Origin of the sequence: Thiorhodococcus fuscus (assembly GCF_042682685.1) — a bacterium.
GTDB lineage: Bacteria > Pseudomonadota > Gammaproteobacteria > Chromatiales > Chromatiaceae > Imhoffiella > Imhoffiella fuscus.
Window position 1 is genome coordinate 121,894 of record NZ_JBHUHX010000052.1, and the last position, 25,837, is coordinate 147,730.

Consider the following 25,837-nt stretch of genomic DNA (forward strand, 5'->3'; position numbering starts at 1 on the left):
TGCCTCGTCAATAGCGAGTGAAGGAGAAATCGCCAACCTCGTTTCGATATTCCTTGTACCAGTCGCCGTCGATGAAGATCCAGGTTTCCTCGCTCCGGGTCAGAGTCGGTGGCTTGGAATAGGTTCCCCCCCGGGGAAGCTTCAACGCGGGAATCTCATAGGTGAACTCCACCGCAACACGCGCCACCTTCCCTTCGATCTGGGCATCCAAGATCTTGAAATCCCGCTGCTTGACCCGCCCCGACTGTCCGACATAATCGGTCACAGGCATCCGACGGCGGAAGTAGGGATCGAACAAGGCATAGGCCGCCTCGTAGTCGCCCTTGACCAAGGCGCCCCAGAAATCGGCAACACGCGCTTCGAGGCGAGCCTTTTCCGCTGCGGGGTTCTGGCCGGACGACGCACTAAAGGTCGACTCGGCAGGCAGGGCATAGAGATAGAGGTCTGGTATGGCCAGATCGTCGGTGCGGTAGCGCGAGCCAATCAACCAGAAATGATGGCCCGAGGCACGCAGGTTGTCGACGAAGGGAAAGAGCACATCCTCGAATCGGCCCGGAGCGTCCGCTGGAACGTCCTGCTCCAGCCAGGTCGAACCCGCGTCGGCCGAGCGATTGTAGTAGAGATCCCCGCGTAGATTGCGGTAATCGTTCCAGGCCACGACGACCTGACCATCCTGCCCCAGCGCCATTTGCGGAAAGGTGTCCTGAGTGACATCGAAGGGATAATGGCGGAAGGGTCGAATCGGCTCCCAGCTCACGCCACCGTCCGATGAGCGGGTGAAATAGACGTGGTTCTTGCGCGGCTGGCGCGTCTGCTGGGCGCTGCGGGCGCTGAACGCCAGATAGACATGCGCGTCGCGCGCGACCAGGCTCAGCGAGCCGATGTCGTAGGCATCACTGCCAGGAAAGGCGTAGGTCTTCCAATGCCCGTCCTCGCGCACGGCGGATTCGAGACGATATTCGTTGCCATAGGCACCGAACCAAACGACCACTGGCTGTCCCCGCGCCTCGGCCGCCTCGATCAGCAAAACGCTGCCGATCGTTTTGACAGGCTCGGGCTCGGTCCAGCCCAATGCACCGTCGGCCTCCACATGGACGAGCCGAGTCTCTCCATCCAGTCGCGCATCGGCAAAGAGATGGGCGCGCCCGGCGGCCATCGTCAGTGCCGGCCAGAAACCGATGTCGTAGCCGGCCGTCAGACGGCTCACCTCACCCCAGGTCCGCCCGCCATCAGCGGAGCGCCGACCGTAGAGATGGTAGTTGGGGGTTGCTTGCGCACTGGACTCCTCCGTACCAGAGCGCGGACCATCGGGCGCATCGCCCAACCAAACGACGGCGACCTGGCCGGCCGAATCGCCCGAGACCCGGATACGCGGCAAGGGCCGCGACGCCGAGTCGAGGGCAACGGGCTCGGACCAAGCGCTACCGGCCTCAAGGCTGCGCAGCTTGACGGTGGGAGCCGAGCCGGCCTGGCCTTCCAACCATGCCGCATAAAGCCGCTCGCCGAATGACTCCAGCACGAAGCCGGCCGCCTTCGCGCGCGGCGAGGTCAATGTCTGGACGCTCGAATCCGGCTGGCGCACCAGGAGCCTGCCCTGATGATCGCCATAGGCGACGAAGGGCTTGCCCGAATGGGTTACCGCCAGCCTTGGCGTCAACCTAGGATTGAAGCTGTCGGGATTGACGCGCCACTCGGACGGGGCGGCGAAAAGAAGCGGCGAGATCAGAACTCCCGCCGCCCACATCAGAGACCGCATGCTCACCTTAGAAGCTGCTCATGCCTTGCGTACCGTTGTTGCGTAACCAAACGCCATTGTTCACCGTTCCGGTGAAGCTCGTGAATCCATCCGGCGAGATGGTGGACGTCGCCGAGCCATTCACGAGATTGAACTCCAACTTCATGACGGTGGCCGAGTCCTCCACGTGCCCGGACGTTCCCGGGCGAATCTGCACATAGCCCCATCCGCCCTGAGACGAGATCTGATTGACGACCGATTGAGGAAGGATATCCGTCATGTCGACCGCCCCGGTGCAGACGACGTTCTTGGCGGAGGTCGGCAGGGCCGCCGGAGCGAAGGGTTCGGAGCGCATCACCGTATCCCTGTCGAAAACTCCGGCGAGTGTGCCCGCCTGGTCAGGAGAAAGATAAATGCTGACGCTGCAGGTTTCGCAGTCGCGCTGGCTGGTCGCCGTACCCGCACCATCCGCAACCGGCGTGACGAAAAAGCGTGTCGTCCATTCGCTCGGAGGCATCAAGGTGACACCTGCGCTGCCCATCCCCAGACCGAAATCCAAAATCTCCCCGAGGAATGCCGTCAGCCCGCCCCAATTACCCAGCATCGCACCTGGCGTATAAGCCGCATCCTGCCCTGGATTGAGGGCTTGGTAACCGAAGGCCGCCCCTCCGGAGAGTTCGAGCATGATCGCCTCGCCGTAGAGGTCCGCCCCAGTTCCTCCCTCGCTCGTATCGTCGCCGTCGTCGACGATCAGAAATCCGCGCGCCAGACCCGTGTTGGTGGTGCTGAACTGAACGCCTCCATAGGGAGCCAACGTCTGCGGATCATTGAACAGAGGGCCGCCACCCTCGCTGGACAGGAACACGCCGGACGCATCGAACGTCAACATATCGTTGGCACGGCCGGATGCGGACACCTGCTTGATACCCTCGTCGATACAGGGCGAAGCCAGGTCCGCCGACTTGGTGAAATAGTTGAGATTCACCACCCCCTGGGGATCCTTGTTGACGACCGACACGATGGTCGCCACCGTCGGGCTGCGCGTCATCACTGGAAACAGCATCGCATCCGCATGACCCAGTTGGGGCGCGGTGCCGCTCAAAACCACAAGCCCCGTCGCGCCAATAGCTGCAACGGAGCCAAACCCTATCTTTAAACTAGGTTTTTTCATGATGATGCCCCTAAGGTGCGTCGTTCAATGATGATGGGATCGGCGTGGAAGGCGGCGCGCCATAGCGGGCGGCCATCGGAAAGAAGCACTCTCAAGGCTAGTCGCAAATAACGGATCCGCAAGACGTTGACGGACTCGAAGCCCTATCCGCCAGCCGAATGTCGGTGACCGCTCCGCCCCACCGGCAGAGCAGTCACCGAAGACCAGGCCCGCCCGAGCGCAAGATGCGGATGCCTCCGGGTTGATCTCGATCAATGAATGCAATACCTGGTCGACACACCATCTAGTTGACGCTAAACTTCGCGCCAACTAGATATAGCGTCCTTTTTTAGAGAGTCTCCATGGGCACCGGTCAACCAAACTTTCCCACATTGCCGACACGCGTCAGTAAGCGCGACGGCTCCGAGGTCCGTTTCGACGCCTCCAAGATCGAATCCGCGATCCTGCGCGCCGGACAGGCAACGGGAGAATTTGGACAGATGGAGACCGGTCTGCTGACCGCTCAGATCGTCAAGGTACTGGCGCATCGTTTCGGCGACGGACGCCTTCCCGAGATCGAGGACATCCAGGACGTCGTCGAGCAGACCCTGATCTCGGCCAATCATTTCGAAACCGCGCGCGCCTACATCGTCTATCGCGAGCAGCGCAAGAAGCTGCGCGCCGACACCCGCGTCATGGTCGATGTCACCGCCTCCATCAGCGAATATCTGGACCGCTCGGACTGGCGCGTCGCCGCCAACGCCAACCAGGGCTACTCGCTCGGCGGGCTCATCCTCAACACCTCGGGCAAGATGATCGCCAACTATTGGTTGAGCCATGTCTACCCGCCCGAGATCGGTCAGGCCCATCGCGAAGGCGATCTCCACATACACGATCTGGACATGCTTTCCGGCTATTGCGCCGGCTGGTCGCTGCGCAACCTGCTCAACGAGGGGCTGAACGGCGTGCCCGGAAAGGTCGAGGCCAGCGCACCCAAGCACATGTCCTCGGCGATCGGCCAGATCGTCAATTTCCTCGGCACCTTGCAGAACGAATGGGCCGGCGCCCAGGCCTTCTCCAGCTTCGATACCTACATGGCGCCCTTCGTGCGCGTCGATGAACTGCCCTACAAGCAGGTCAAGCAGTACATCCAGGAGCTGATTTATAACCTCAACGTGCCATCGCGTTGGGGCACCCAGACGCCCTTCACCAACCTGACCTTCGACTGGGTCTGCCCGGACGACCTCAAGGAGCAGGTGCCCGTGATCGGCGGCCAGGAACAGCCCTTCACCTACGGCGATCTCCAGGCCGAGATGGACATGATCAATCGTGCCTATATCGAGGTCATGACCGAGGGCGACGCCAAGGGCCGGATCTTCACCTTCCCGATCCCGACCTACAACATCACCCCGGACTTCCCCTGGGAGAGCGAGAACGCCGAGCTGCTGTTCGAGATGACCGCGAAGTACGGCCTGCCCTACTTCCAGAACTTCATCAACTCCGAGCTCACGCCCAACATGGTGCGCTCCATGTGCTGCCGGCTGCAGCTCGATCTGCGCGAGCTGCTCAAGCGCGGCAACGGGCTCTTCGGCTCGGCCGAGCAGACCGGATCGCTCGGCGTGGTCACCATCAACTGCGCGCGTCTCGGCTATACCCACAAGGGCGACGAGGCCGGGCTGATGGCGCGGCTCGACGAACTGCTCGACATCGCCCGCAACAGCCTGGAGATGAAGCGCAAGGTCATCAAGCGCCACATGGACGCGGGGCTCTTCCCCTATACCAAGCGCTATCTGGGCACACTGCGCAATCACTTCTCGACCATCGGCATCAACGGTGTCAACGAGATGATCCGCAACTTCAGCGGCGACGCAGACGACATCACCACCCCGAACGGTCATGCGCTGGCCTGCCGGTTGCTCGACCACGTCCGCGAACGCATGCTCGAATTCCAGGAAGCGACCGGCAACATGTACAACCTGGAGGCCACCCCGGCCGAGGGAACGACCTACCGCTTCGCCCGCGAGGACCAGAAGCGCTATCCGGACATCATCCAGGCCGGCACCCGGGAGACCCCCTACTACACCAACAGCTCGCAGCTACCGGTCGGCTACACCGACGACCCCTTCGAGGCGCTGTCGATGCAGGAGGCCCTGCAGACCAAGTACACCGGCGGCACCGTGCTGCATCTCTACATGAGCGAGCAGATCTCATCCACGGATGCCTGCCGTCGCCTGGTGCGCCGTGCGCTGGAGAACTTCCGCCAGCCCTACATCACCATCACGCCGGTGTTCTCCATCTGCCCCAAACACGGCTACATCGCCGGCGAGCACCATTTCTGCCCGATCTGCGACAAGGAGCTGATCGCGCGCAAGCAGGCCGACACCACGACCACGGCCAACGAAGCACAAGCCTGACCGACCATCGAGTCGCCAAACAGAACGCACCCACAAGGAAATCACCGACATGAACGACGCACGCACCCAACTCAGCAACGAAGAGCGTACCCCCTGCGAGGTCTGGACCCGCGTCATGGGCTATCACCGCCCGGTCTCCGCCTTCAACAACGGCAAGCGCGCCGAGCACGCCGAACGCTGCTACTTCAACGAACAGCCCAAGGGCTCGGAGCAGTGCCGCGAGCCGCTGGCCGCCTAAGGAGCACGAAACCCCTCTCCACCGTGCTAGTACGACGCACTCCAGAGGCGAGAGGGGTTGGGGTGAGGGCCGAACCGAAAGGGCGGCCTGACTCCCGAACAGAGACAGACCCTGCGCTCATCCACAACCAGCCTCCACGAGGCAGGCAGCACCAAATCACATGAGCCACCCCGTCCGCCCCCCAACGCAGACGCCCGCACCCAACCTCGAAGCAGAGTCGACAGCCGCGCCCATCCCCAGCGCCGACCGTTTGCGCATCGGCGGATTCACCCGACTCACCACCATCGACTACCCCGGCGAACTGGCCGCCGTCGTCTTCTGCCAAGGCTGCGCATGGCGCTGCCGCTACTGCCACAACACCGACCTGCTCGACGCCAGCGCACCCGGACTCATCCACTGGACCGACATCCAGGGGTTCCTCGAACAGCGCATCGGTCTGCTCGACGGCGTCGTCTTCAGCGGTGGCGAGCCCACCGCCCAGAGCGCTCTCGCCGCAGCCATGCAAGCAACCCGCGCACTCGGATTCAAGGTCGGACTCCATACCGGCGGCGTCTACCCGGATCGTCTCCGCGACCTGCTTCCGCTCATCGACTGGATCGGCCTCGACATCAAGGCCCTCCCCCACGACTATCCAGCCATCACAGGTGTCGCCCACTCCGGCCAGCGTGCCTGGGAGAGCCTGGACGTTCTGCTCACCGCCCGCGTGCCGATGGAGGTCCGCACCACCCTGATGCCAAACTGGACACCCGAGCAAATCGCCGAGCTCGCGCATGCACTCGCTGATGCCGGGGTGACGCACTACTGCATTCAGGAATGCGATACGGATCGGGCGCTGGATGGGACGCTGCAGGGGTCTTTGGTGGGGATGGACGAGCGGATTGGATTGATTGATCGAAAGCGGTTCGCAAGCTTCCTGATTCGCGGGGATTGAGAAAGCCCTTTCGGCGCGACGCCGCTCAATCACAGACAGGTCTGGCGAGGCTATCGGATTGCGGATGGGCGGATCGGCTCCCGCCCATCCGCAATCCGATCAGAAGAGATCGATCAGGATCTGCTGTGCGGCCGCGACCGTGAGGCCGGAGCTGGAGGGAGCCGTGATGGTGTCGTCATTGAGGATTTTCAGTTCGACCGGAGCGACGCCACGGCCCAGCATGCCAAGCTCACGTGCGGCGCCCTTGGAGAGGTCGATGGTTCGACCGCGAACGTAGGGACCACGATCGTTGACGGTCACCTCGACGGAGCGCCCATTGGCCTTGTTGGTGACCATGAGGCGGGTTCCGAATTTGAGGGTCTTGTGGGCCGCCGTCAGTGCGTTCATGTTGAACCGCTCACCACTGGCGGTTCGACGTCCGTCAAAGCGTTCTCCGTAGTAGGAGGCCACGCCCTGAGTCACCATCGCGTTGGCCGGTACGAACGGCAGAAGCGAGCAGAACAGCAAAAAGGGGGTAATCCAGATGCCTCGTTTGAGCAAAACGCTTCCTCCGCGTGTCATTTGGTGTTTGGGCGCCTCAGCAGGCCCCCTCGGCTATTTGACTAGGAGCGGCATTCTAACCGGCAATTTGGACCTGAACCAGCCAAAACTCGCCGTCGCGGCGATTAAGATTCGTTCATAAATATCGCGTCTAGTCCACTGGAATATCGATCATTCCTGTTTACGACACGCGATCTATACCCTGGACAAGCTCGGACCAAGCCGCCCTACTGGCTCAACCCTCCGAGCGGGTCAACCGAACACCATTTGGCGACACCTCATCCTCACCATCGGAAGGATTCACCGGAGATACCTTGGTGTTGGTGGCGTCGTCTGGCTCGGGAAAGGCGATGCGGACATTGAGCGAGGGTCCGCCGAGGAAGGCGTCACGCAAGGCCTGATCGCGCCCGTAGACATCCGGGCGGAAATGCACGCCCGACACATCCGCGTAGGCCGTGAGGTAGTAGAGAAGGACGGGCAGTTTCTGGTCGAGGTTGACGTAACGGGTGCGATTGGTCCCGATGACGCGGTCGATCGCGGCACGATCCCAAGACGAGCCCTGCAGCAAGAGTTCGGCCAGCTGCTCCGGATTCTGGACTCGCACGCAGCCATGGCTGAGCGCACGCCGCGAGCGTCCGAATAGCGACTTGCTCGGCGTGTCATGGAGATAGACCGCATGACGGTTGGGGAACATGAACTTGACCCGGCCCAGCGCGTTCTTTGGCCCCGGCTGCTGCACGACGCGATAGCGTTTGTAGTTGCTCGCATCCCCTCCAGAGATCTTGCGTCCGGTGCGACGATCGACCAGCGTATAGCGGGCCGAGACCCTCCCCATGGCCTTCTGAATGGAAACAGGCACCGTCCAGGTCGGGTTGAAGACGAGGTGTTCCATGGAGTCCCGGAACATGGGCGTCTGGGCGTCAGCCGTTCCGACGACGACCCGGGTCGTCCAACGGATCTCACCCGCGCGAATCAACCGCACCTGATAATCGGCGACGTCGACGAAGAGATAATCCGCCGGCAGATCCGCATAGAGCCAGCGCATGCGTTCCAAGTTGATGCGAATCTGATCCAGTTTCTTCTCATCAAATGGGCTATTCAGCGCCGCGATCGTGGCCGGCCCCACAACTCCGTCGTGCGACAGCCTCTGACGACGCTGAAAATCCATCACGGCCTGACGTAGGTCCGAGTCGAACTGAGTGGGATCGAGGGGCTCGGCCAGGCTATCGACACCGAGCAGACGCAAACGCTCGCGCACCATGCCGACCCGGGGATCGCGGTCGCCCTGGGCCAGGAGTCTTCCGGCAGGTAGCGGTGGAAGATCCTTCAGATGCGCCTTGGCCAGATAGCTGGCGAGCGACTGTTTGAGATCGCGATACCAGAATGGCTCTTGGAGGCGGGATGTCAGGAAGTCACCCATCGATTCGGCGTCCAGGGCACCGGACATCTCGGAGATGAGCGTCTCGGCGGGGACAGGAGCCCGGTCATTCCACTTGGGATCAAGGATCACCGGATCGACCTTGCCATAGCGGGTGTGATGGACGTAGCGCAGCAGTGCGTCGCTGAGCAGGATATCCATAGCGATCCGCTCGGAATCGCCCAATGCGGTCAGCGCACCCTTCGCGCTCATGGCCTTCAGCGTCTCGGCGTGGAAATCGCTCGGCGAGAAGCCGTCGGACTCGGATGCCTCGACCAACGCCAGGAGTGCGCGAACGCGAGCCGGATCGGTCCAGACGAGGGCGCCCCCGCGCTGAGCGTAGAAATCGGCCAGAAGACGACCGGAGAGGAGAGGCACACCCGCGAGCGCGACCGTGCGACTGTCTTTCAGGGCGCCCAGAGTGTTGGTAAGAAGATCATTCGAATAGGCCCAGGCCGGCGCAAGCGCCAGACAAAGGCAGACGAACCGCAGATAGACACGCAATTTCATCGGCCGCCCTCTGATAGGGGAGTCACAACGATCGTCAGACTGTGGATATTATCCGAGATGTGTGCGCAACAGAATGGCCCTCGAAACATAACCGGCATCGGCGCTCGGACAGTGCCCGATCAGACTGCCTCCCCGATCAACTGAACCCGCCCCTGGTCGTCGACGCTTTCCAGCCGGACCGCGAACCCCCAAAGTCGACGGATATGACGCAGCATCTCCTCGACCGAATCGCCCAACGGGCGCCGGTTGTGAATGAAATGACGCAACGTCATGGAACGGTCGCCGCGCCGGTCGACGTTGAAGACCTGGATGTTGGGCTCCCGGGTACCGAGGTTGTACTGCTCGGCCAACGCCTGGCGCAGTGCTCGGTAGCCCTGCTCTTCATGGATCGCCGTTACATTCAGATGCTCCTCGCGATCATCGTCGCAGATGGCGAAGAGGTGAAAATCGCGCATCAGTGTCGGCGAAAGGAATTGAGCGATGAAACTCTCGTCCTTGAAATTGCGCATGGCGAAGTCCAGCACCTTCTTCCAGTCGCCGCCGGCGATGTCCGGAAACCAGTAACGATCCTCATCGGTCGGGTTCTCGCAGATACGACGGATGTCGCGCATCATGGCGAAGCCGAGCGCATAGGGATTGATGCCGCTGTAATAGGATGCATCGAACGGCGGCTGGAATACCACGCTGGTGTGGGACTGCAGGAACTCCATCATGAACCCGTCGCTGACGAGACCGTCATCGTAGAGATGGTTCAGAAGCGTGTAGTGCCAGAACGTAGCCCACCCTTCATTCATCACCTGAGTCTGGCGTTGCGGATAGAAATACTGGCCGATCTTGCGCACGATCCGCACCACCTCGCGCTGCCAGGGTTCGAGCAGCGGGGCGTTCTTCTCGATGAAGTAGAGCAAGTTCTCCTGCGGCTCCTCGGGCCAGCGCGTCTCGCCGCTCTCCTCGGCGGCGCCCTCCTGAAGCGGCAGGGTCCGCCAGAGATCGTTGACCTGATACTGGAGATAGGTCTCGCGCTCGCGCTGCCGACGCTGCTCCTCGGCCATGCTGAGCGGCGCCGGGCGCTTGTAGCGATCGACGCCGTGGTTCATGAGCGCGTGGCAGGAATCGAGCAACAGCTCGACCTCCTCATGCCCGTGGCGCTCCTCGCACTGGGCGATATATTTCCGTGCGAACACCAGATAATCGATGATGGCATCGGCGCTGGTCCAGGTCCGAAACAGATAGTTGCCCTTGAAGAAGCTGTTGTGACCGTAACTGGCGTGGGCGATCACCAGCGCCTGCATCGGCAGGCTGTTCTCCTCCATCAGATAGGCGATACAGGGGTCGGAGTTGATGACGATCTCGTAGGCGAGCCCCATCTGACCGCGCCGATAGGTCTGCTCGGTGGAGACGAACTGCTTGCCGAAGGACCAGTGATGGTAATAAATGGGCAGCCCGACCGAGGAATAGGCATCGATCATCTGCTCCGAGCTGATGACCTCGACCTGATTGGCGTAGGTATCCAGGCCATAGACGTTATGGGCCCGTTCAGCGATCTCGCGGTCGAAACGCTCAAGCAGCGGGAACGACCACTCGGAGGAATCGGTGATGAGTCGCTTGGTCATGCTTCCTGCCTCTTGAACAGCTCCCGGAACACGGGATAGATATCGTCTGTGCCGTCGATCTGCTGCATGGCGAAGTGGGCATGGGCCGCCATCACCTCCTGATAGGCATACCAGAGACTCTGATGCTGGCGCGGCGTGATCTCGACATAGGCGTAGTAGCGCATCAGCGGCATGATCTGCTGCATCAGGATGTCGCGGCAGACCCCGGAATCCGAATCCCAGTTGTCGCCGTCCGATGCCTGCGCGGCGTAGATGTTCCAGACGCTCGGATCGTAGCGTTCGCGCACGACCTCGTAAGCCAGATTGAGGGCGCTCGACACCACGGTCCCCCCCGTCTCGCGCGAATAGAAGAACTCCTGCTCGTCCACCTCCTGGGCAATGGTGTGATGGCGGATGAAGACGACCTCGATCTTGTCGTAATTGCGCTGCAGAAACAGATAGAGCAGGATGAAGAAGCGCTTGGCCAGGTTCTTGCGGACCTGATCCATGGACCCCGAGACGTCCATGATGCAGAGCATCACCGCCTTGCTGGTGGGTTCCGGCTGCTTGACGAAGCTCTGATAGCGCAGATCGAAGGTATCGATGAAGGGCAGCGCGGCGATCCGGGTCTTGAGCCGGTCGATCTCCTCACGACGGTCGCGAATCCTGATGTCGTCCTCGGCGACGCCGGAGGACAGCAGGCCCACGATCTCCTCCTCCAATTCGCGGATCCGTGCCCGTGACGGCGCGCCAAGCGCCGTGCGACGCGCGATGGCGCCCTTGAGCGAGCGCACCACGTCGATGTTGGTCGGCGCCCCCTGAGTCGCGTAGCCGGCGCGGATCGTCTTGAACTCGGTGGTACCGACCAGCTGGTTGCGCACCAGATTGGGCAATTGCAGGTCGTCGAAGAGCAGGTCGAGGAATTCTTCGCGCGACAACTCGAAGACGAAGTCGTCCTCGCCTGTACCTCCCTTCCCCGCCTTGCCCTGACCGGAACCCTCGCCGTTTCCGCCCTCGGGACGGCGGATCTTGTCGCCGCGCATGAACTCCCGGTTTCCGGGGTGGACCATATCGCGCACGCCACCCTTGCCGTGGTGAAAGACCGGCTCGGAGATGTCACGGGAGGGAATGCCAACCTTCTCCCCCGAATCGATGTCGGTGATGCTCCGTTTGTTGACCGCATCGGCAACGGCCCGCTTGAGCTGGGTCTTGTAGCGCTTCAGGAAACGCTGACGGTTGACCGTACTCTTGTTCCTGCCGTTCAGACGCCGATCGATGAAATGTGACATATGAGGATGCGTTCTCTGCGTCTAGGCGGTTCGATCGCCCGAGGAGGGGCCGCTGGCGATCAGCCAGCGGCACTCGGATCGATTCGCTGTCTCTGGAAAACCCGAACCGGACGTTCACGTATCCAGCCCGTGCGCCCGTGACGAATCACTGCGACTTTCTGACCCGCAGATACCATTCGGACAGGAGCCGAACCTGCTTGGGCGTGTAACCCTTGTCGGTCATGCGGTCGACGAACTGGTCGTGCTTCTTCTGCTCGTCCACCGACGCCTTGGCGTTGAAGGAAATGACCGGCAGCAAATCCTCCGTGTTGGAGAACATCTTCTTCTCGATCACCACGCGCAGCTTCTCGTAGCTGGTCCACTTCGGATTCGCACCGCCGTTGTTGGCGCGGGCGCGCAGCACGAAGTTGACGATCTCGTTGCGGAAGTCCTTGGGGTTGGAGATGCCGGCGGGCTTCTCGATCTTCTCCAGCTCTTCGTTGAGGGTGGAGCGGTTCATCATCTCGCCGGTGTCCGGATCCCGATATTCCTGATCCTGAATCCAGTAATCGGCGTAGGTCACATAGCGGTCGAAGATGTTCTGACCGTACTCGGCGTAGGACTCCAGATAGGCCGTCTGCAGCTCCTTGCCGATGAATTCGGCATAACGCGGAGAGAGATACTGCTTGAGGAATCCCAGATAACGCTCCTGGGTCTCGGGCGGTAGCTGCTCGCGGGCGATCTGGCGTTCCAGCACGTAGAGCAGATGCACCGGATTGGCGGCGACCTCGCTGTGATCGAAATTGAACACCTGTGACAGGATCTTGAAGGCGAAGCGGGTCGAGATGCCCGACATGCCCTCGTCGACGCCTGCGTAGTCGTGGTACTCCTGAACCGACTTGGCCTTGGGGTCCGTGTCCTTGAGGTTCTCTCCGTTGTAGACCCGCATCTTGGAGAAGATGCTGGAGTTCTCGGGTTCCTTGATGCGTGTCAGGGTCGAGAACTGGGCCATCATTTCGAGGGTCCCCGGTGCGCAGGGCGCCTCGGCGAGTGAGCTGTTTCGCAACAGCTTTTCGTAGATCTGCACCTCCTCGCTGACACGCAGACAATAGGGCACCTTGACGATGAAGACACGGTCGAGAAACGCCTCGTTGTTCTTGTTGTTGCGGAAGCTCTGCCACTCCGACTCGTTGGAATGGGCCAGAATGATGCCCTGGAACGGCAGGGCCGAGAGACCCTCGGTTCCGTTGTAGTTCCCCTCCTGAGTCGCCGTCAGCAAGGGGTGCAGCACCTTGATCGGTGCCTTGAACATCTCGACGAATTCCATCAGACCCTGATTGGCTCGGCAGAGCGCGCCCGAGTAGCTGTAGGCGTCCGCGTCATTCTGGGCGAAGCGTTCGAGCTGGCGGATATCGACCTTGCCGACCAGCGCTGAGATATCCTGATTGTTCTCGTCTCCCGGCTCGGTCTTGGCAATGGCGATCTGCTCCAAAATCGAGGGATAGAGCTTCACCACCTTGAAACGGGTGATATCGCCATTGAACTCCTGAAGCCGCTTCACGGCCCAGGGCGACATGATGGTTCGCAGAGAGCGGCGCGGAATCCCATAATCCTCTTCGAGGATGGCGCCATCCTCCTCGGGCGAGAAGAGACTCAAGGGCGACTCGAAGACCGGCGACCCGTGAATGGCGTAAAAGGGCTTTTCCTGCATCAACTCCTTGAGCTTCTCCGCCAGGGAGGACTTGCCGCCCCCCACCGGACCGAGCAGATAGAGAATCTGCTTTTTCTCCTCCAGTCCCTGCGCGGCATGTCGCAGATAAGACACAAGGTGTTCGATCGAATCCTCCATGCCGTAGAACTCGGAGAAGGCGGGATAACGGCGCAGTACCTTATTTTGGAAAATACGACTCAGACGGGGGTCGTCGCGCGTATCGATCGATACCGGCTCGCCGATCGCCATCAGCAGACGCTCGGCGGGACCCGCGTAGACGCTCGGGTCCGCCTTGCAGAGTTCCAGGTACTCGTGCAGGCTCATCACCTCCTCGCGGGAGGCCTCAAAACGTGCCTGATAGCGTTCGAAGATCGACATAGACGTTACCTCACTCGGAAGCTGATGATGCGTGCCCGATCCAGAATCGATCACCTCGCGCGCCCTCCACATACGGGGCGACTGTGAGAGAGGATCTGGCATGCTGATTTCCGCAAAAATCGCGCCATTTAAGCGCGCCCGGATGTCGCATCCTCGCCACCCATGACGGCTCCCACGGATGAAGAAACCTCATGTTGGCGCAAGACCTCGCCCGCACCCTTGCGGTGCATCCAGCGTCGAAAGCCGCACCAGAACAATTCCTGGCGCCTGTCGAACCGGCATCGCCGCGCCGATTCCATTAGGATCCTTTTTCTCGACACTGGTTCTACGGCGCCCCGCAATGGAGCGACGACAAAACCAGAGCGAATCACTCATTCAATGACATGGTGACCGACAGCCCCAGGTCCAAGGACGAATGCGGTTAACCAACACAAGAGGTGAAGACATCGAAGGGTTAAAGCGAGAACCGCGAGCACCGAAAAACACGCGTGAACCTTCCCCCAGCGTCCAATCCTGTAACATTCGGCCATCCCCGGCAGTACCGAGATTCCCCATGCCCGACTCCTATATCGAACGCATCCTCAAGGCCCGTGTCTACGACGTCGCCCACGAAACGCCCCTGACCCGCGCCCCCCAGCTCTCCAGCCGTCTCGGCAACGCGGTCTTTCTCAAACGGGAGGACCTGCAACCGGTCTTTTCGTTCAAACTGCGCGGGGCCTACAACAAGCTCATTCATCTGGACCCAGAGGTGCGCGCCAAGGGCGTGATCGCCGCCAGTGCCGGCAACCACGCGCAGGGTGTCGCGCTCGGCGCCAGCCGACTGGGCGTTCAGGCCACCATCGTCATGCCGCGCACCACGCCGGCGATCAAGGTGCGCTCGGTACGCGCCTTCGGCGGCAAGGCCGTGCTGCACGGGGACTCCTACGACGAGGCCTACGCCCACGCCATGACCCTGGTCGAAGAAAAAGGTCTGACCTTCCTGCATCCCTTCGACGACCCGGACGTGATCGCCGGTCAGGGCACCATCGGCATGGAGATCCTGCGCCAGCATCCAGAGCCACCGCACGCCATCTTCGTCCCGGTGGGCGGCGGAGGACTGATCGCCGGTATCGCGGCCTACGTCAAATGGATGTATCCGCAGGTCAAGATCATTGGGGTCGAGCCGGCCGAGGCGCCGACGCTGCATGACGCCTTGGCGGCCGGCAAACGCGTCGAGCTACCACAGGTCGGGCTGTTCGCCGACGGGGTCGCGGTGCGACTGATCGGAGAAGAATGCTTCCGCGTCGCCCGCGAGCGGGTCGACGAGGTGGTACTGGTGAGCACGGACGAGATCTGCGCCGCCATCAAGGACATCTTCGACGACACCCGAGGCATCGCCGAGCCTGCCGGTGCACTGGCGGTCGCCGGCCTGAAACGCTGGGTCGAGACCAACGGCACCCAAGGCGCGCATCTGGTCGCCATCGAAAGCGGCGCCAACATCAACTTCGATCGGCTGCGTCACGTCGCCGAGCGCGCCGAACTCGGCGAGCACCGCGAGGCGCTGCTGGCCGTCGAGATCCCGGAACGCCCCGGGAGCTTCCTCGCCTTCTGCCGCACGCTGGGCAAACGCCAGATCACCGAATTCAACTATCGCTATGCCGACGCACGCAGGGCGCAGGTGTTCGTGGGGGTCGAGCTGAGCCGAGGGAGCGAGGAGCGTACCGAGCTGATCGCCCGCTTCCTGGAAAAGGACTTCAAGGTGGTCGATATGACCGACAACGAAACCGCCAAGCAGCACATCCGCTTCATGGTCGGCGGACACGCCCCCGGCATCGACCAGGAAACGCTGGTGCGCTTCGAATTCCCCGAACGCCCCGGCGCCCTGCTGAATTTCCTGACCGCGCTCGGCAAACGCTGGAACATCAGCCTCTTCCACTACCGCAACCACGGCGCGGCCTACGGCCGGGTGCTCATGGGCGCCCAGATCCCGCCCGCCGAGCGGAGCGATTTTCTCCGCTCGCTCGACGACCTCGGCTACCCCTACTGGGAAGAGACGGACAATCCGGCCTACCGGATCTTCGCGAGCGCGGGCAATGGAGAGGACACCAAAGGCTGAAAGCTAGCGGCTGGCGGCTGGCGGCTGGCGGCTGGCGGCTGGCGGCTGGCCTTAAAACGCAAAACGGCGGCGCACCACCAGGATGCGCCGCCGTTCTAAAGGGTCCGAGTCGGACTCAGTTCAATCCACACATTCCCCCGGAGCAGCAGGAACCGGAGGGACAGGCCGGAGCCATGCCACTACCGAGGCTCGCGCTCGAAATGACATTGCCGCCGGTCGCCAGACGATGGATCGGGGCGTCCGCAGGCGTCTCGCCCGTCTCCATGCCGACGCGAGCGCAGAGCTCGCCCCAGGTGGAAAGGCTCTCGCTCATCCGATGGCTGACCTCGATCACGCGGTCGTTGCTGTCGCAGCGATAATCGTACGTGGGCATGCTCAGTCTCCAGCTATATCGATGATTTCTAATAATGCGCGCGATTATAGGCAAACCGATTCGGCGCGCAAAGCCTAGAAACTCGCATGGTTTTATCGTGCCGCCGCCCACCGGACACGCCCGCTGAGCGACGGAAACGATCGACCCTTACGCCCGTCAGCCCACCTCGGCCTTGAAGCGTCTGCGCATGGCGTGCAACGTCGGCTCGGTATAGCCGTTCGGAACCTCGCAACCCTTGAAGATCAGGTCGCGGGCGGCCTGAAACGCGATGCCGTCGAAGCCCGGCGCCATCGACCGGTAGAGCGGGTCGTCGGCGTTCTGCGCGTCGACGATCGCCGCCATGCGGCGCAGCGAATCCATCACCTGATCCTGCCCTACCACCCCGTGACGCAGCCAGTTGGCGATGTGCTGGCTGGAGATACGCAGCGTGGCGCGGTCCTCCATCAGGCCCACGTTGGAGACGTCGGGCACCTTGGAGCAACCGACACCCTGGTCGATCCAGCGCACCACGTAGCCGAGGATGCCCTGGCAGTTGTTGTCCAACTCCTCTTGGATCTCCTCCGGCGTCCAGGCGCACTCAGGATCCAGCGGGATCTGGAGGATGTCGTCCAAGGTGGCCCGACGCCCACCCTTGGCCAATTCGGCCTGAACCGCCGCCACATCGACCTGGTGATAATGCAACGCGTGCAGGGTCGCAGCCGTCGGCGAAGGCACCCAGGCGCAGTTGGCCCCGGACTGAGGATGACCGATCTTGGCCTCCAGCATGGCGGCCATCTCGTCCGGCATGGTCCACATGCCCTTGCCGATCTGGGCGTGCCCCGGAAGCCCGCAGGCCAAGCCTGTGTCCACGTTCCAGTCCTCGTAGGCCCGCAGCCAGGTGGCGTTCTTCATCGCCCCTTTACGCAGCACCGTGCCGGCCTCCATGTCGGTGTGAATCTCGTCACCGGTGCGGTCGAGGAAACCGGTGTTGATGAAGATGATCCGATCGCGGGCGATGCGGATGCATTCCTTGAGATTGACCGTGGTGCGGCGCTCCTCGTCCATGATGCCGATCTTGAGCGTGTTGCGCGCCAGACCGAGGGCGTCTTCGATGCGTCCGAACAGATCGACCGCGAACTGGACCTCCTCCGGACCATGCATCTTGGGCTTGACGATATAGACGCTGCCCGAACGCGAGTTGCGCCGCGCGCCGAACTCGGGGTGAACGTCATGCAATGCGCAGAAGGCGGTCACCATGCCGTCGAGCATCCCCTCGGGGATCTCGCGGCCTTCGGCGTCGAGCACCGCGTCCGTAGTCATGAGATGACCCACGTTGCGCACCAGCATCAGCGAGCGGCCCGGCAGGGTGAGGCTGCCGACACCGATACGCGAATAAACTCGATCGGGCTCCAGCGCGCGCTCCATCATGCGCCCGCCCTTGCTGAAGGCCGCCGTGAGATCGCCCTTCATCAGGCCCAGCCAGTTGCGATAGACCCCGACCTTGTCCTCGGTGTCGACGGCGGCGACCGAATCCTCGCAGTCCTGGATGCTGGTGATCGCGGACTCGACCTGGATGTCGGCGATGCCGGCCGCGCTGTCTTTGCCGATCGGATGCTCGCGGTCGATGCGAAGCTCGATATGCAATCCGTTGTTGACCAGCAGAACGGCGTCGAGCCGGTCCGGGTTGCCGCGATAGCCGACGAACTGCTCCGGCGCCTTGAGCATGGTCTCGCTGTTGTCCGGAAGCTGCACCACCAGCTTGCCGTTGCCCAAACCGTAACCGCAGGCATCGGCATGAGAGCCTCGATTCAGCGGCACCACCTCGTCCAAGAAGGCCGCCGCGCGCGCCACCACGGCCGCCGCTCGACGTGGATTAAACTCGGCAGTCCGCTCCAGCCCCTCATCCTCCGCAATGGCATCGGTGCCGTAGAGCGCGTCGTAGAGGCTGCCCCAGCGGGCATTGGCCGCGTTCAGCGCATAGCGGGCGTTGCTGACCGGCACCACCAGCTGGGGACCGGCGATCTGGGCGATCTCGGGATCCACGTTGCTCGTGGAAACCGAAAAGTCCGGACCCTCGGGAACCAGATAGCCGATCTCGATCAGGAAGGCGCGATAGGCGTCGAGCGAGATCGGGCGTTCCGGATGTTCGCGATGCCAGGCATCGATCTGGGCCTGAATCGCGTTGCGTCGCTCCAGCAGCGCCCGGTTGCGCGGCGCGAGTTCGCGAACCATGTCCCCGAAGGAAGACCAGAAGGTATCGGGCTCCAATCCGGTCCCGGGTGCGATCTCATCCTTGACCAGATCGTAGAGGGTTTTTGCGACCTTCAGGCCGCCCACATCCAAGCGTTCAGTCATCGTCTCGACCTCCGTTTCCCCCTGACAGCGAGGGACTTGTCTCAGTGAGGTATGGCAGGATTGATCGTGCGGAACCGAAGCAATGTCAGGTCGTGTCGGCACGGGCGCAACATTAGCCTGATTGATTACCTCAAGGCAAAGCATCGAAAAAAGGAAATAATAGAGGAAAACGCCGGTCGAGCGCGCCACATCCCGGTCCCCAGACGCCCAGGCTGGGGAGATTCGATGGAGGCGCGACTCCTAGGAGGCGCCGGAGCGCGGCTCGACTCAGGCCAACCGCCAGCGTTGCCAGATCGAACGGAGCGAGGCCAATGCCCGCGAATACTCGAACGCACGAATATCTCGGCCGAGCCGGCGGGCCTCCTCGCCGAAGGCGCGAATCAGCAGCGGCTCGTCACGCTCGAAGGACTGATTGACGGCGGTATCGTCCATCGACAGCAGGGATTCTAGACGGGCGACCACCTGCGTCAAGGCATCCAGATCGATGGAGTCGGAGGCTGAAGATTCAATCGTCTCGACTCCGCCGCCGAGACACGGCTGGCGAGCACGGATCTCCAGTAGCAGCCCATCCAGCGCGTCCGCGAGCTGACGCGCCCGGCTCGCGGCATCCGGCCGGCCGTCGCGCGCACTGCGCTCGGCAGCACCGGCCAGCTCGGAAAACCCGCTGGCGAAGAGATTGCGGGCGGTGCCCTTCAGACTGTGGGCGACGAAGGCGACCCGAGCCAAATCGCCGGACTGGGCCGCCTTACGCAGGACCTGAGCGTGCTCGCCGTTCGCCTGAAGCGCCGTACCCAGCAGTTTAGGGGTGAACCCAGGATACTGCCGGTAGCGTTTCTCAAGGGCCTCCCAGTCGACCCACCCCGCTCCCGGGCGGGCGGTATCGACCTCCGGGGACGAGGACAGCCGCGCCCTCGCGAGACGATGAGAGGAATCCTGACCCGCCCCGGAGCGCCGCGCATGCGTGTGCCGGAGCACGACCTCGACCAAGACATCCAACTCGACCGGCTTGGCCAGATGATCCGCCATACCGGCCGCGAGACACTGATTCCGCTCGCTCGCCATCGCATGGGCCGTCAGCCCGACGACCGGCAGTTCGGGGGCGAGCGCGACGATTCGACGCGTCGCCTCGTAGCCGTCCATCACCGGCATCTGGATGTCCATGAGCACCAGATCGAAGGCCATGGCGCCATCCTGACGTACCCGCTCGACGGCCTGCTGGCCGTTGCTCACGGCAACCATCCAGCAACCCTCGAAGTTCAACATCTCCTCCAGCACCAGACGATTCGTCTCATTGTCCTCGGCGACCAGGATGATGAGTCCCCTGAGACGCTCGCGAGCGAACGCCGCCGCAACCTCGGGCAGGCCATCACGCGTGTTGCGGATTGAACCGACCGGATCGATCAATGGCAGGCCCACCTCGAAACAGGTCCCCTTGTCCAGGTCGCTATGGACACCGATCTCGCCGCCCATCATGTCGACCAGCCGCTTCGTGATCGCCAACCCGAGACCGGTGCCGCCGAAACGGCGGGTGATGGATCCGTCCGCCTGAGTGAACGGCTGAAAGAGAGTGCCGACCTGCCGCTCGCTCATCCCGATACCCGTGTCCGAGACCCTCAACAGCAAACGTCCCCCGACCCTGGAGAGCGCGAGCGAAACCTGGCCCCGCTCTGTGAACTTGACGGCGTTCGACAGCAGATTGGCCAGAATCTGGGCGAGCCGCAGATCGTCGCCCTGGCAGATCGCGGGCAGATCGGGTGCCAGCTCGACATGGAACCTCAGCCCCTTGTCGAGGGCGCGCTCGCGTATCTGTTCCTCCGCCCGTCGTATCAAACGACGCAGATCGACCGGTTCCCGCGCGATGACCAGCTTCCCGGCCTCGATCTTGGAGAAATCCAGAATGCCGTTGACGATGCCGAGCAACAATTGCCCCGAGTCCATGATGCGCCGGAAAAAATCCCTCGCCTTGTGCGGATCGTTCTCGCGTATCCCGACCTGAGCGAACCCGAGCACCGCATTCAGCGGGGTGCGGATTTCATGGCTCATATTGGCGAGGAACTCGCTTTTCAGGCGGGCCAGGCGCTCGGCCTCGGCGAGCGCCGCCTCGCGCGCCCTTTCGGTCTGCTGATGGGCCGAGGTGTCGAAGAAGCTGACGACACGCCCCACAACGACACCGTCCCTAAGCATGGGGTGGGCCGAATAGGCGACGGGCAAGGACGAGCCGTCCGCGCGCCAGAACACCAGGGGCTCCTGGTGCACCACCCGCACATCGCCGAGCGAGCCGCTCATGGGACATTCAGCGCGAGGAAAGACCCGGCCGTCCGGATAATGATGGTGTACCAAATCGTGCATGCAGCGTCCCAACACCTGATCGGGCGCATAGCCCAACATGGCGCAGGCGGCTGGATTGATGAAGGTGACCCGTCCCTCCGTGTCCTCGCCATAGATGCCGTCGGCGCTCGATTCGAGAATGAGCCGGCTGCGCTCCTCGGCCAGTCTCAGCTCCAGCGTGCGGGTCTCGACCAGCTCTTCGAGATGCTGACGGTAGTGCGCCCGCTCCTCCTCGAACCGCTTGCGCTCGGTGATGTCTTCCTTGACCGCCAGATAGTGGGTGATGCGTCCATCCGGCTGGCGCACCGGCGAGATGGACGCGCGTTCCACATACTCGACCCCGTCCTTGCGCCTGTTGAGGAACTCGCCGCGCCACACCTCGCCACGAGCGAGCGTCTGCCAAAGTTCGGCATGGACCGTCTTCGGGGTCTGCCCGGAGGCGAGAATGCGTGGATTCTGTTCGCGCACCTCCTCGAAGCTGTATCCCGACACTTGGGTAAAGGCCGGGTTCACGTACTCGATACGCGCATTCAGATCCGTGATGACAATGCTGCTCGGGCTCTGCTCGACGGCGAGAGACAACTTCAGCAGCGCCTCCTCGGCCGACTTGCGGGCCGTGATATCGAGACGGGTCCCCGCCATCCGCAGCGGCCGCCCCTTCGCATCCCAATCCACCACCTTGCCGCAATCCAACCCCCACACCCAGTCCCCGTCCCGGTGACGGAAACGAACCTCGCACTCGAAATGGGAATCGGCACCCGCGAAGTGCCGCCCCAGAGCCACCCGGACCTTCTCCAGATCCTCCGGGTGACAGAGAGCACCGATGGTCTCGACACTGGTGGGCAGAAGCTCACCCAACGAGTAACCGAGCATCTGCGCCCAACGTTCGTTGAAACGGATCTCGCCGGTCTGAACCATCCAGTCCCAGAGGGCCAGATCCGAACCATCCAGGGCCAGCGCCAGACGCTCGCGGCTCTCCTCCAGCGCCAACTCCAGCTCATTGCGCTTCAGCCGTTGGGCCTCGCGCGGCAATTCGAGCAGCAACGCCGCGCGTTCGGCCCGAAACCTGGACAGGCTTCCCAGGCGTCTGCGCTCGGTGATGTCGCGATCGACACCGCGATAGCCGAGGAAGGCGCCATCGGAATTGAAGAAGGGTGTCCCGCTGGTTTCGAGCACGACCTCGCGACCGTCCTTGCTCAGACAGCGGCTCTCCAGCAGCAAGAAGGGCCGGCGGGCCTCGGAAAACTCGGCGAAGCGCGCGGCGGCACGCTCGCCTTCCTCCGGGTCCATCAGGTCGAACGGACGACGCCCCAACACCTCTTCGGGGTCATAACCGAGCAGGGGCCGCGATGCCGGGCTCACATAGGTGTAGACGCACTGGGCGTCGACCTCCCAGATCCAATCCTGCGTGGTTTCGACGATGGCACGAAAGCGCGCTTCGCTCTCCCGAAGAGCCTGCTGCGCGGCGCTCAATGCCTGCCTCTGGCGTACCGCGTCCAAGGCCCTGTCGAGAGCCGCCGGCAAGCGGGTCAGACGATCCTTGAGGACATAGTCGCTGGCCCCGCTGCGCAGCAGCTCGACCGCCTTTTCCTCGCCGATGGCCCGGGTGACGAAGATGAACGGCAGATCCGCATACGCCGCGCGGACCAGATGCAGGGCGTCGGCCCCGTCGAACCGAGGAAGGCTGCAATCGGCAAGCACAGCATCTGGACGAAAGGTTTCGAGCGCCGAGACGAAGCCCGAGCGGTCCTGAACCCGTCTCGCCTCGAAGATCAACCCAGCACGGCGCAGTGCGCGCTCGGTCAGCTCGGCATCCGTGCTGCTGTCCTCCAACAGGAGGAGGCGTATCTGACTCGCGATCAAGTGGAGCGGATCTCCGGCGGGAGCCGATTGACCAGAACCCAATACATTCCCAGATCGGCCACTGTCTTGGCGAACGCGTCAAAGGCGACCGGCTTGGCGACAAAGCGATTGGCGCCAAGCCGATAGGTCGCGACCAGATCCCGCTCCTCCTTCGAGGAGGTCAGAATCACCACGGGAAGCTCTCTGGTCTGCGGATTGGCGCGCCGCAGCCCCAGCACCTCGATCCCGTCCATCTTGGGCGAGCAGTCCGGGCGATCGGCATAATCGCCGCGCTGGAACAGGAAATCCAACGCGGCGGCGCCGTACTTCACCCACTCCAGATGATTGGCCAGATTGTTCTTTTTCAGGGCACGGATGGCCAGTTCCGCATCGTTTGGGTTGTCCTCCAACAGGAGGACGTCAACGACCGAGTCATTCGCAACCATGAGGATCTCCCGATCCGGCCTCTGGCCGGGCAGGTAGGGTAAAACTGAAGGGGGCACGCAGATCGTGAGAGACGGAATAACTGAAATTCTCCAGATCCGCGACAGCCAGTTCCAGCTCGCGAGTGCGCGCCTCGTGCGCCGCTTCGGCGTCGGCGAGACATGATGTCGAACTCGCGCGCCAACCACCCAAACTCGTCATCGCCCGTGAGGATGAGCCCTGGCGAACCCGAGCCCTCGCCGATCGCACGCACGCCACAGGTGAGTGCCTGCACCGACGCGACGATACGGAAGAGAGCCGGATACATGAGGGCCATCACGAGAATCGCGGTGATGGCGATGAACGTAAGGGCGATGCGCCAAAGATCATCGCTATATGCGATGACCAAACGTCGAGAATGACGCGGCACGCTCGAAACCTTCGAGCCGAGACAGCCATTCGTCGGTCTGCCCCACCCGATCGCGCAACGCGCCAAGCTGCGTATGGCCCTGGGAGAACACCAAGCCGAAGGCAACCGCCATCCCCCAGGGCAACAATCCGATCAGTATCAGCTTGGTCTTGATCCGCATAGCGACTCGACTCGACAACCAGATCGGTAGGATCCCGCCCTTCAGCACTCCCGCATCCATTGATGGAGGCGGAAAAGGTGCGGGGCGAGGTGTCTCAAAGACCTGAGCGGGGCGATGTCCCGAGTTGGATCAGGACTCGACCATCTGATCCAGGCCGTGACCGGGGCGCACCATGGGAACGACGTTCTCGGCCTTGTCGATCCAGATATCGACCAGCACGGGACCTGGCTCGGCAAGCGCCCTGGCGATCCCCTCGCGCAGTTCGGCCGGATCCTTGATGCGCAGGGTTTTGAGACGAGGATAAACGTATTTGAGCCCAGTGAGATTGGGGATTTGACGCCTACAGCCCTGATCCAGATCGATGCAGTCCGGATCGCAGTCGATGTTGCGGGCCAGACAGGTCTCGTAATGATGGCCGCCGTCCATCATGTCCTCCCACTGACGCACCATGCCGAGGAAGCTGTTGTTGAGGACGAACATCTTGAGCGGGATGCGATTGGCAACGACCGTGCCCAGCTCCTGGATATTCATCTGGAAGCTGCCGTCGCCGTCGATCAACACCACCGGACGGGTCGGATCGGCGTACCAAGCACCAACGGCGGCCGGCAGCCCGAACCCCATGGTGCCGAGTCCACCCGAACTGACCCACTGGCGGGGACGCCGAAAGCGGTAATACTGGGCGGACCACATCTGATGCTGTCCGACCCCCGTGGCCACGACGGCGTCACCCTGCGTCAACTCGGAGATGACCTCGATCGCCTCCTGCGGCTTGATGAACTCCGAGCGAACGTAGGGCTTGGGCATCTGCTGGCGCCAGGCCGCGATACGGGCCATCCAGTCCGAATGGGTCGCGGTACGTTGCGAGGCCAGGGCATGCGCCAGGAAGGCATCGAGCCCCGCCACCAGATAGAGATCGGTCGAGATGGTCTTGTCGATCTCGGACGGATCGATATCGACGTGCGCGATACGCTTGCCGTCGGCGAACCCGCGCACCGCCACCCGGTCGTCGAAGCGACCGCCGAGCGAGAGGATGAGATCCGCATCGCGCAGTGCATAGTTGGCCGGGATGGTGCCGTGCATGCCCGGCATCCCAAGGTTATGCGGCGCCTCGAACGCCATGGCGCCGAGCGCGTTGAAAGTCGTGGTGACGGGAACGTCTAAACGCTCCGCGAAACGCCGCAGAGCCTCGGTCGCATTGGCATGGATCACGCCGCCACCCGCCTTGACGACCGGACGCTCGGCGCGTGCGATCGCCTCCAAGATGGCGTTGGCGCGCTCCGAATCGAACGGCACCTCCTCGCAATGACGGGTGCGCGGCGCGTTCCTGTGCCCGGCGAGCGCCAATTGGACGTCTTTGCAGATGTCCACCACCACGGGTCCCGGACGTCCGTGGCTCGCCAGCGCATAGGCCTCGCGCAACACCCATTCCAGGTCGCCCACGTCCTTGACCAGATAATTGTGCTTGGAGATGGGCCGCGTCATTCCGACCGTATCCACCTCCTGGAAGGCATCGGAGCCGATGGCCGCGCTCGGAACCTGGCCGGTAATGAAGAGGGTTGGCAGCGAATCCTTGTGGGCGTCAGCGATGGGCGTCGCCAGGTTGGTCGCGCCCGGGCCGGAGGTGACCAGAACGACACCAACCCGACCGCTCACCCTGGCATAGCCTTCGGCCGCGTGCCCCGCGCCGCCTTCCTGCCGACAGAACACGAAGGTAGGAACGCGTTCGCCGCGACGCAGACGCTTGTTGATTTCGACGTGGATGGGGATCACAGCCCCACCGGTGTGCCCAAACAGGTAGTCGACGCCGAGGTCGGTGAGCACATCGAGAAAGAGGGCAGCCCCGGTTAGGGTCGGGCTTGTCATAGTAGTGATGATGAACGGCGAACTGTCATGTTGAATCGGACCCCATCATAGCGCGCAGACAGGGGGGCTAAGGAGACGAACCCTCCATGCCCGAGCGGAAGCCGC

General features: G+C 62.6%; 17 protein-coding genes. 4 read left to right on the forward strand and 13 right to left on the reverse strand.

The features are described from left to right. Window positions 1-7: 7 nt before the first annotated feature. Window positions 8-1,756, reverse strand: coding sequence for an exo-alpha-sialidase (locus tag ACFSJC_RS17475; protein WP_386028583.1), 1,749 nt, complete (start codon window positions 1,754-1,756; stop codon window positions 8-10). Between the two features lie 7 nt (window positions 1,757-1,763). Beyond that, window positions 1,764-2,798: a hypothetical protein gene (locus ACFSJC_RS17480; RefSeq protein WP_386028474.1), complete on the reverse strand. Its 1,035-nt coding sequence runs from the start codon at window positions 2,796-2,798 to the stop codon at window positions 1,764-1,766. Window positions 2,799-3,247: 449 nt separating this feature from the next. Between ACFSJC_RS17480 and ACFSJC_RS17485 the strand changes: the two genes are divergently transcribed. The 3 genes from ACFSJC_RS17485 (at window position 3,248) to ACFSJC_RS17495 (ending at window position 6,468) form a co-directional block, all read left to right on the forward strand. Then, window positions 3,248-5,299 (forward strand): ribonucleoside triphosphate reductase, encoded by a 2,052-nt coding sequence (locus ACFSJC_RS17485; RefSeq protein ID WP_386028475.1) that lies wholly within the window; start codon window positions 3,248-3,250, stop codon window positions 5,297-5,299. 49 nt (window positions 5,300-5,348) lie between these two features. Further along, a complete protein-coding gene (gene nrdD, locus ACFSJC_RS17490) occupies window positions 5,349-5,537 on the forward strand; it encodes an anaerobic ribonucleoside-triphosphate reductase (RefSeq protein WP_386028476.1) in 189 nt (62 codons plus the stop codon). A gap of 160 nt (window positions 5,538-5,697) precedes the next feature. Then, window positions 5,698-6,468, forward strand: coding sequence for an anaerobic ribonucleoside-triphosphate reductase activating protein (locus tag ACFSJC_RS17495; RefSeq protein ID WP_386028477.1), 771 nt, complete (start codon window positions 5,698-5,700; stop codon window positions 6,466-6,468). A gap of 99 nt (window positions 6,469-6,567) precedes the next feature. On the opposite strand, the gene ACFSJC_RS17500 is transcribed toward ACFSJC_RS17495, so the two are convergent. From ACFSJC_RS17500 to ACFSJC_RS17520, 5 genes are all read right to left on the reverse strand, one after another. Then, a complete protein-coding gene (locus tag ACFSJC_RS17500; protein WP_386028478.1) occupies window positions 6,568-7,008 on the reverse strand; it encodes a septal ring lytic transglycosylase RlpA family protein in 441 nt (146 codons plus the stop codon). A 235-nt stretch (window positions 7,009-7,243) separates the two neighbouring features. Beyond that, the gene (locus ACFSJC_RS17505; RefSeq protein ID WP_386028479.1) at window positions 7,244-8,935 is read right to left on the reverse strand and encodes a L,D-transpeptidase family protein; all 1,692 of its coding nucleotides are present in this window, start codon (window positions 8,933-8,935) and stop codon (window positions 7,244-7,246) included. 119 nt (window positions 8,936-9,054) lie between these two features. Beyond that, window positions 9,055-10,548, reverse strand: a complete 1,494-nt coding sequence (locus ACFSJC_RS17510) for a SpoVR family protein (protein ID WP_386028480.1) — start codon at window positions 10,546-10,548, stop codon at window positions 9,055-9,057. Beyond that, window positions 10,545-11,816 (reverse strand): YeaH/YhbH family protein, encoded by a 1,272-nt coding sequence (locus ACFSJC_RS17515; protein WP_386028481.1) that lies wholly within the window; start codon window positions 11,814-11,816, stop codon window positions 10,545-10,547. Before ACFSJC_RS17515 ends, ACFSJC_RS17510 begins: the two co-directional genes overlap by 4 nt. Window positions 11,817-11,961: 145 nt before the next feature. Continuing rightward, window positions 11,962-13,884 carry a PrkA family serine protein kinase gene (locus tag ACFSJC_RS17520; RefSeq protein ID WP_386028482.1) on the reverse strand — a complete coding sequence of 641 codons (1,923 nt, stop codon included), beginning with the start codon at window positions 13,882-13,884 and terminating at the stop codon, window positions 11,962-11,964. Window positions 13,885-14,437: 553 nt separating this feature from the next. Here ACFSJC_RS17520 and ilvA point away from each other — a divergent pair. Then, entirely contained in the window at window positions 14,438-15,979 is a 1,542-nt protein-coding gene (gene ilvA, locus ACFSJC_RS17525) for a threonine ammonia-lyase, biosynthetic (RefSeq protein WP_386028483.1), read from the forward strand. A 115-nt stretch (window positions 15,980-16,094) separates the two neighbouring features. Here ilvA and ACFSJC_RS17530 read toward each other — a convergent pair whose 3' ends face one another. From ACFSJC_RS17530 to ilvB, 6 genes are all read right to left on the reverse strand, one after another. Then, on the reverse strand, window positions 16,095-16,352 hold the full coding sequence (locus ACFSJC_RS17530) for an FmdB family zinc ribbon protein (protein WP_386028484.1): 258 nt from the start codon (window positions 16,350-16,352) through the stop codon (window positions 16,095-16,097). Between the two features lie 156 nt (window positions 16,353-16,508). Continuing rightward, a complete protein-coding gene (locus ACFSJC_RS17535; RefSeq protein WP_386028485.1) occupies window positions 16,509-18,686 on the reverse strand; it encodes a malate synthase G in 2,178 nt (725 codons plus the stop codon). A 267-nt stretch (window positions 18,687-18,953) separates the two neighbouring features. Beyond that, window positions 18,954-22,877, reverse strand: a complete 3,924-nt coding sequence (locus ACFSJC_RS17540; protein WP_386028486.1) for a PAS domain S-box protein — start codon at window positions 22,875-22,877, stop codon at window positions 18,954-18,956. Next, complete coding sequence (locus ACFSJC_RS17545) at window positions 22,874-23,302, reverse strand: response regulator (RefSeq protein ID WP_386028487.1); 429 nt, start codon at window positions 23,300-23,302, stop codon at window positions 22,874-22,876. Before ACFSJC_RS17545 ends, ACFSJC_RS17540 begins: the two co-directional genes overlap by 4 nt. Before the next feature lie 369 nt (window positions 23,303-23,671). Continuing rightward, window positions 23,672-23,869: a hypothetical protein gene (locus ACFSJC_RS17550; protein ID WP_386028488.1), complete on the reverse strand. Its 198-nt coding sequence runs from the start codon at window positions 23,867-23,869 to the stop codon at window positions 23,672-23,674. A 129-nt stretch (window positions 23,870-23,998) separates the two neighbouring features. Next, window positions 23,999-25,732: a biosynthetic-type acetolactate synthase large subunit gene (gene ilvB, locus ACFSJC_RS17555; RefSeq protein WP_386028489.1), complete on the reverse strand. Its 1,734-nt coding sequence runs from the start codon at window positions 25,730-25,732 to the stop codon at window positions 23,999-24,001. Between the last annotated feature and the right edge of the window lie 105 nt (window positions 25,733-25,837).

Bases quoted from the DNA above. Each gene is read 5' to 3' on its own strand.
- nrdD (WP_386028476.1), top strand. From the start codon at position 5,349: ATGAACGACGCACGCACCCAACTCAGCAACGAAGAGCGTACCCCCTGC.
- ACFSJC_RS17495 (WP_386028477.1), top strand. From the start codon at position 5,698: ATGAGCCACCCCGTCCGCCCCCCAACGCAGACGCCCGCACCCAACCTC.
- ACFSJC_RS17485 (WP_386028475.1), top strand. From the start codon at position 3,248: ATGGGCACCGGTCAACCAAACTTTCCCACATTGCCGACACGCGTCAGT.
- ACFSJC_RS17515 (WP_386028481.1), bottom strand. From the start codon at position 11,816: ATGTCACATTTCATCGATCGGCGTCTGAACGGCAGGAACAAGAGTACG.
- ACFSJC_RS17510 (WP_386028480.1), bottom strand. From the start codon at position 10,548: ATGACCAAGCGACTCATCACCGATTCCTCCGAGTGGTCGTTCCCGCTG.
- ACFSJC_RS17505 (WP_386028479.1), bottom strand. From the start codon at position 8,935: ATGAAATTGCGTGTCTATCTGCGGTTCGTCTGCCTTTGTCTGGCGCTT.
- ACFSJC_RS17475 (WP_386028583.1), bottom strand. From the start codon at position 1,756: ATGCGGTCTCTGATGTGGGCGGCGGGAGTTCTGATCTCGCCGCTTCTT.
- ACFSJC_RS17550 (WP_386028488.1), bottom strand. From the start codon at position 23,869: ATGCGGATCAAGACCAAGCTGATACTGATCGGATTGTTGCCCTGGGGG.
- ACFSJC_RS17520 (WP_386028482.1), bottom strand. From the start codon at position 13,884: ATGTCGATCTTCGAACGCTATCAGGCACGTTTTGAGGCCTCCCGCGAG.
- ilvA (WP_386028483.1), top strand. From the start codon at position 14,438: ATGCCCGACTCCTATATCGAACGCATCCTCAAGGCCCGTGTCTACGAC.
- ilvB (WP_386028489.1), bottom strand. From the start codon at position 25,732: ATGACAAGCCCGACCCTAACCGGGGCTGCCCTCTTTCTCGATGTGCTC.
- ACFSJC_RS17530 (WP_386028484.1), bottom strand. From the start codon at position 16,352: ATGCCCACGTACGATTATCGCTGCGACAGCAACGACCGCGTGATCGAG.
- ACFSJC_RS17480 (WP_386028474.1), bottom strand. From the start codon at position 2,798: ATGCTGTTTCCAGTGATGACGCGCAGCCCGACGGTGGCGACCATCGTG.
- ACFSJC_RS17535 (WP_386028485.1), bottom strand. From the start codon at position 18,686: ATGACTGAACGCTTGGATGTGGGCGGCCTGAAGGTCGCAAAAACCCTC.
- ACFSJC_RS17545 (WP_386028487.1), bottom strand. From the start codon at position 23,302: ATGGTTGCGAATGACTCGGTCGTTGACGTCCTCCTGTTGGAGGACAAC.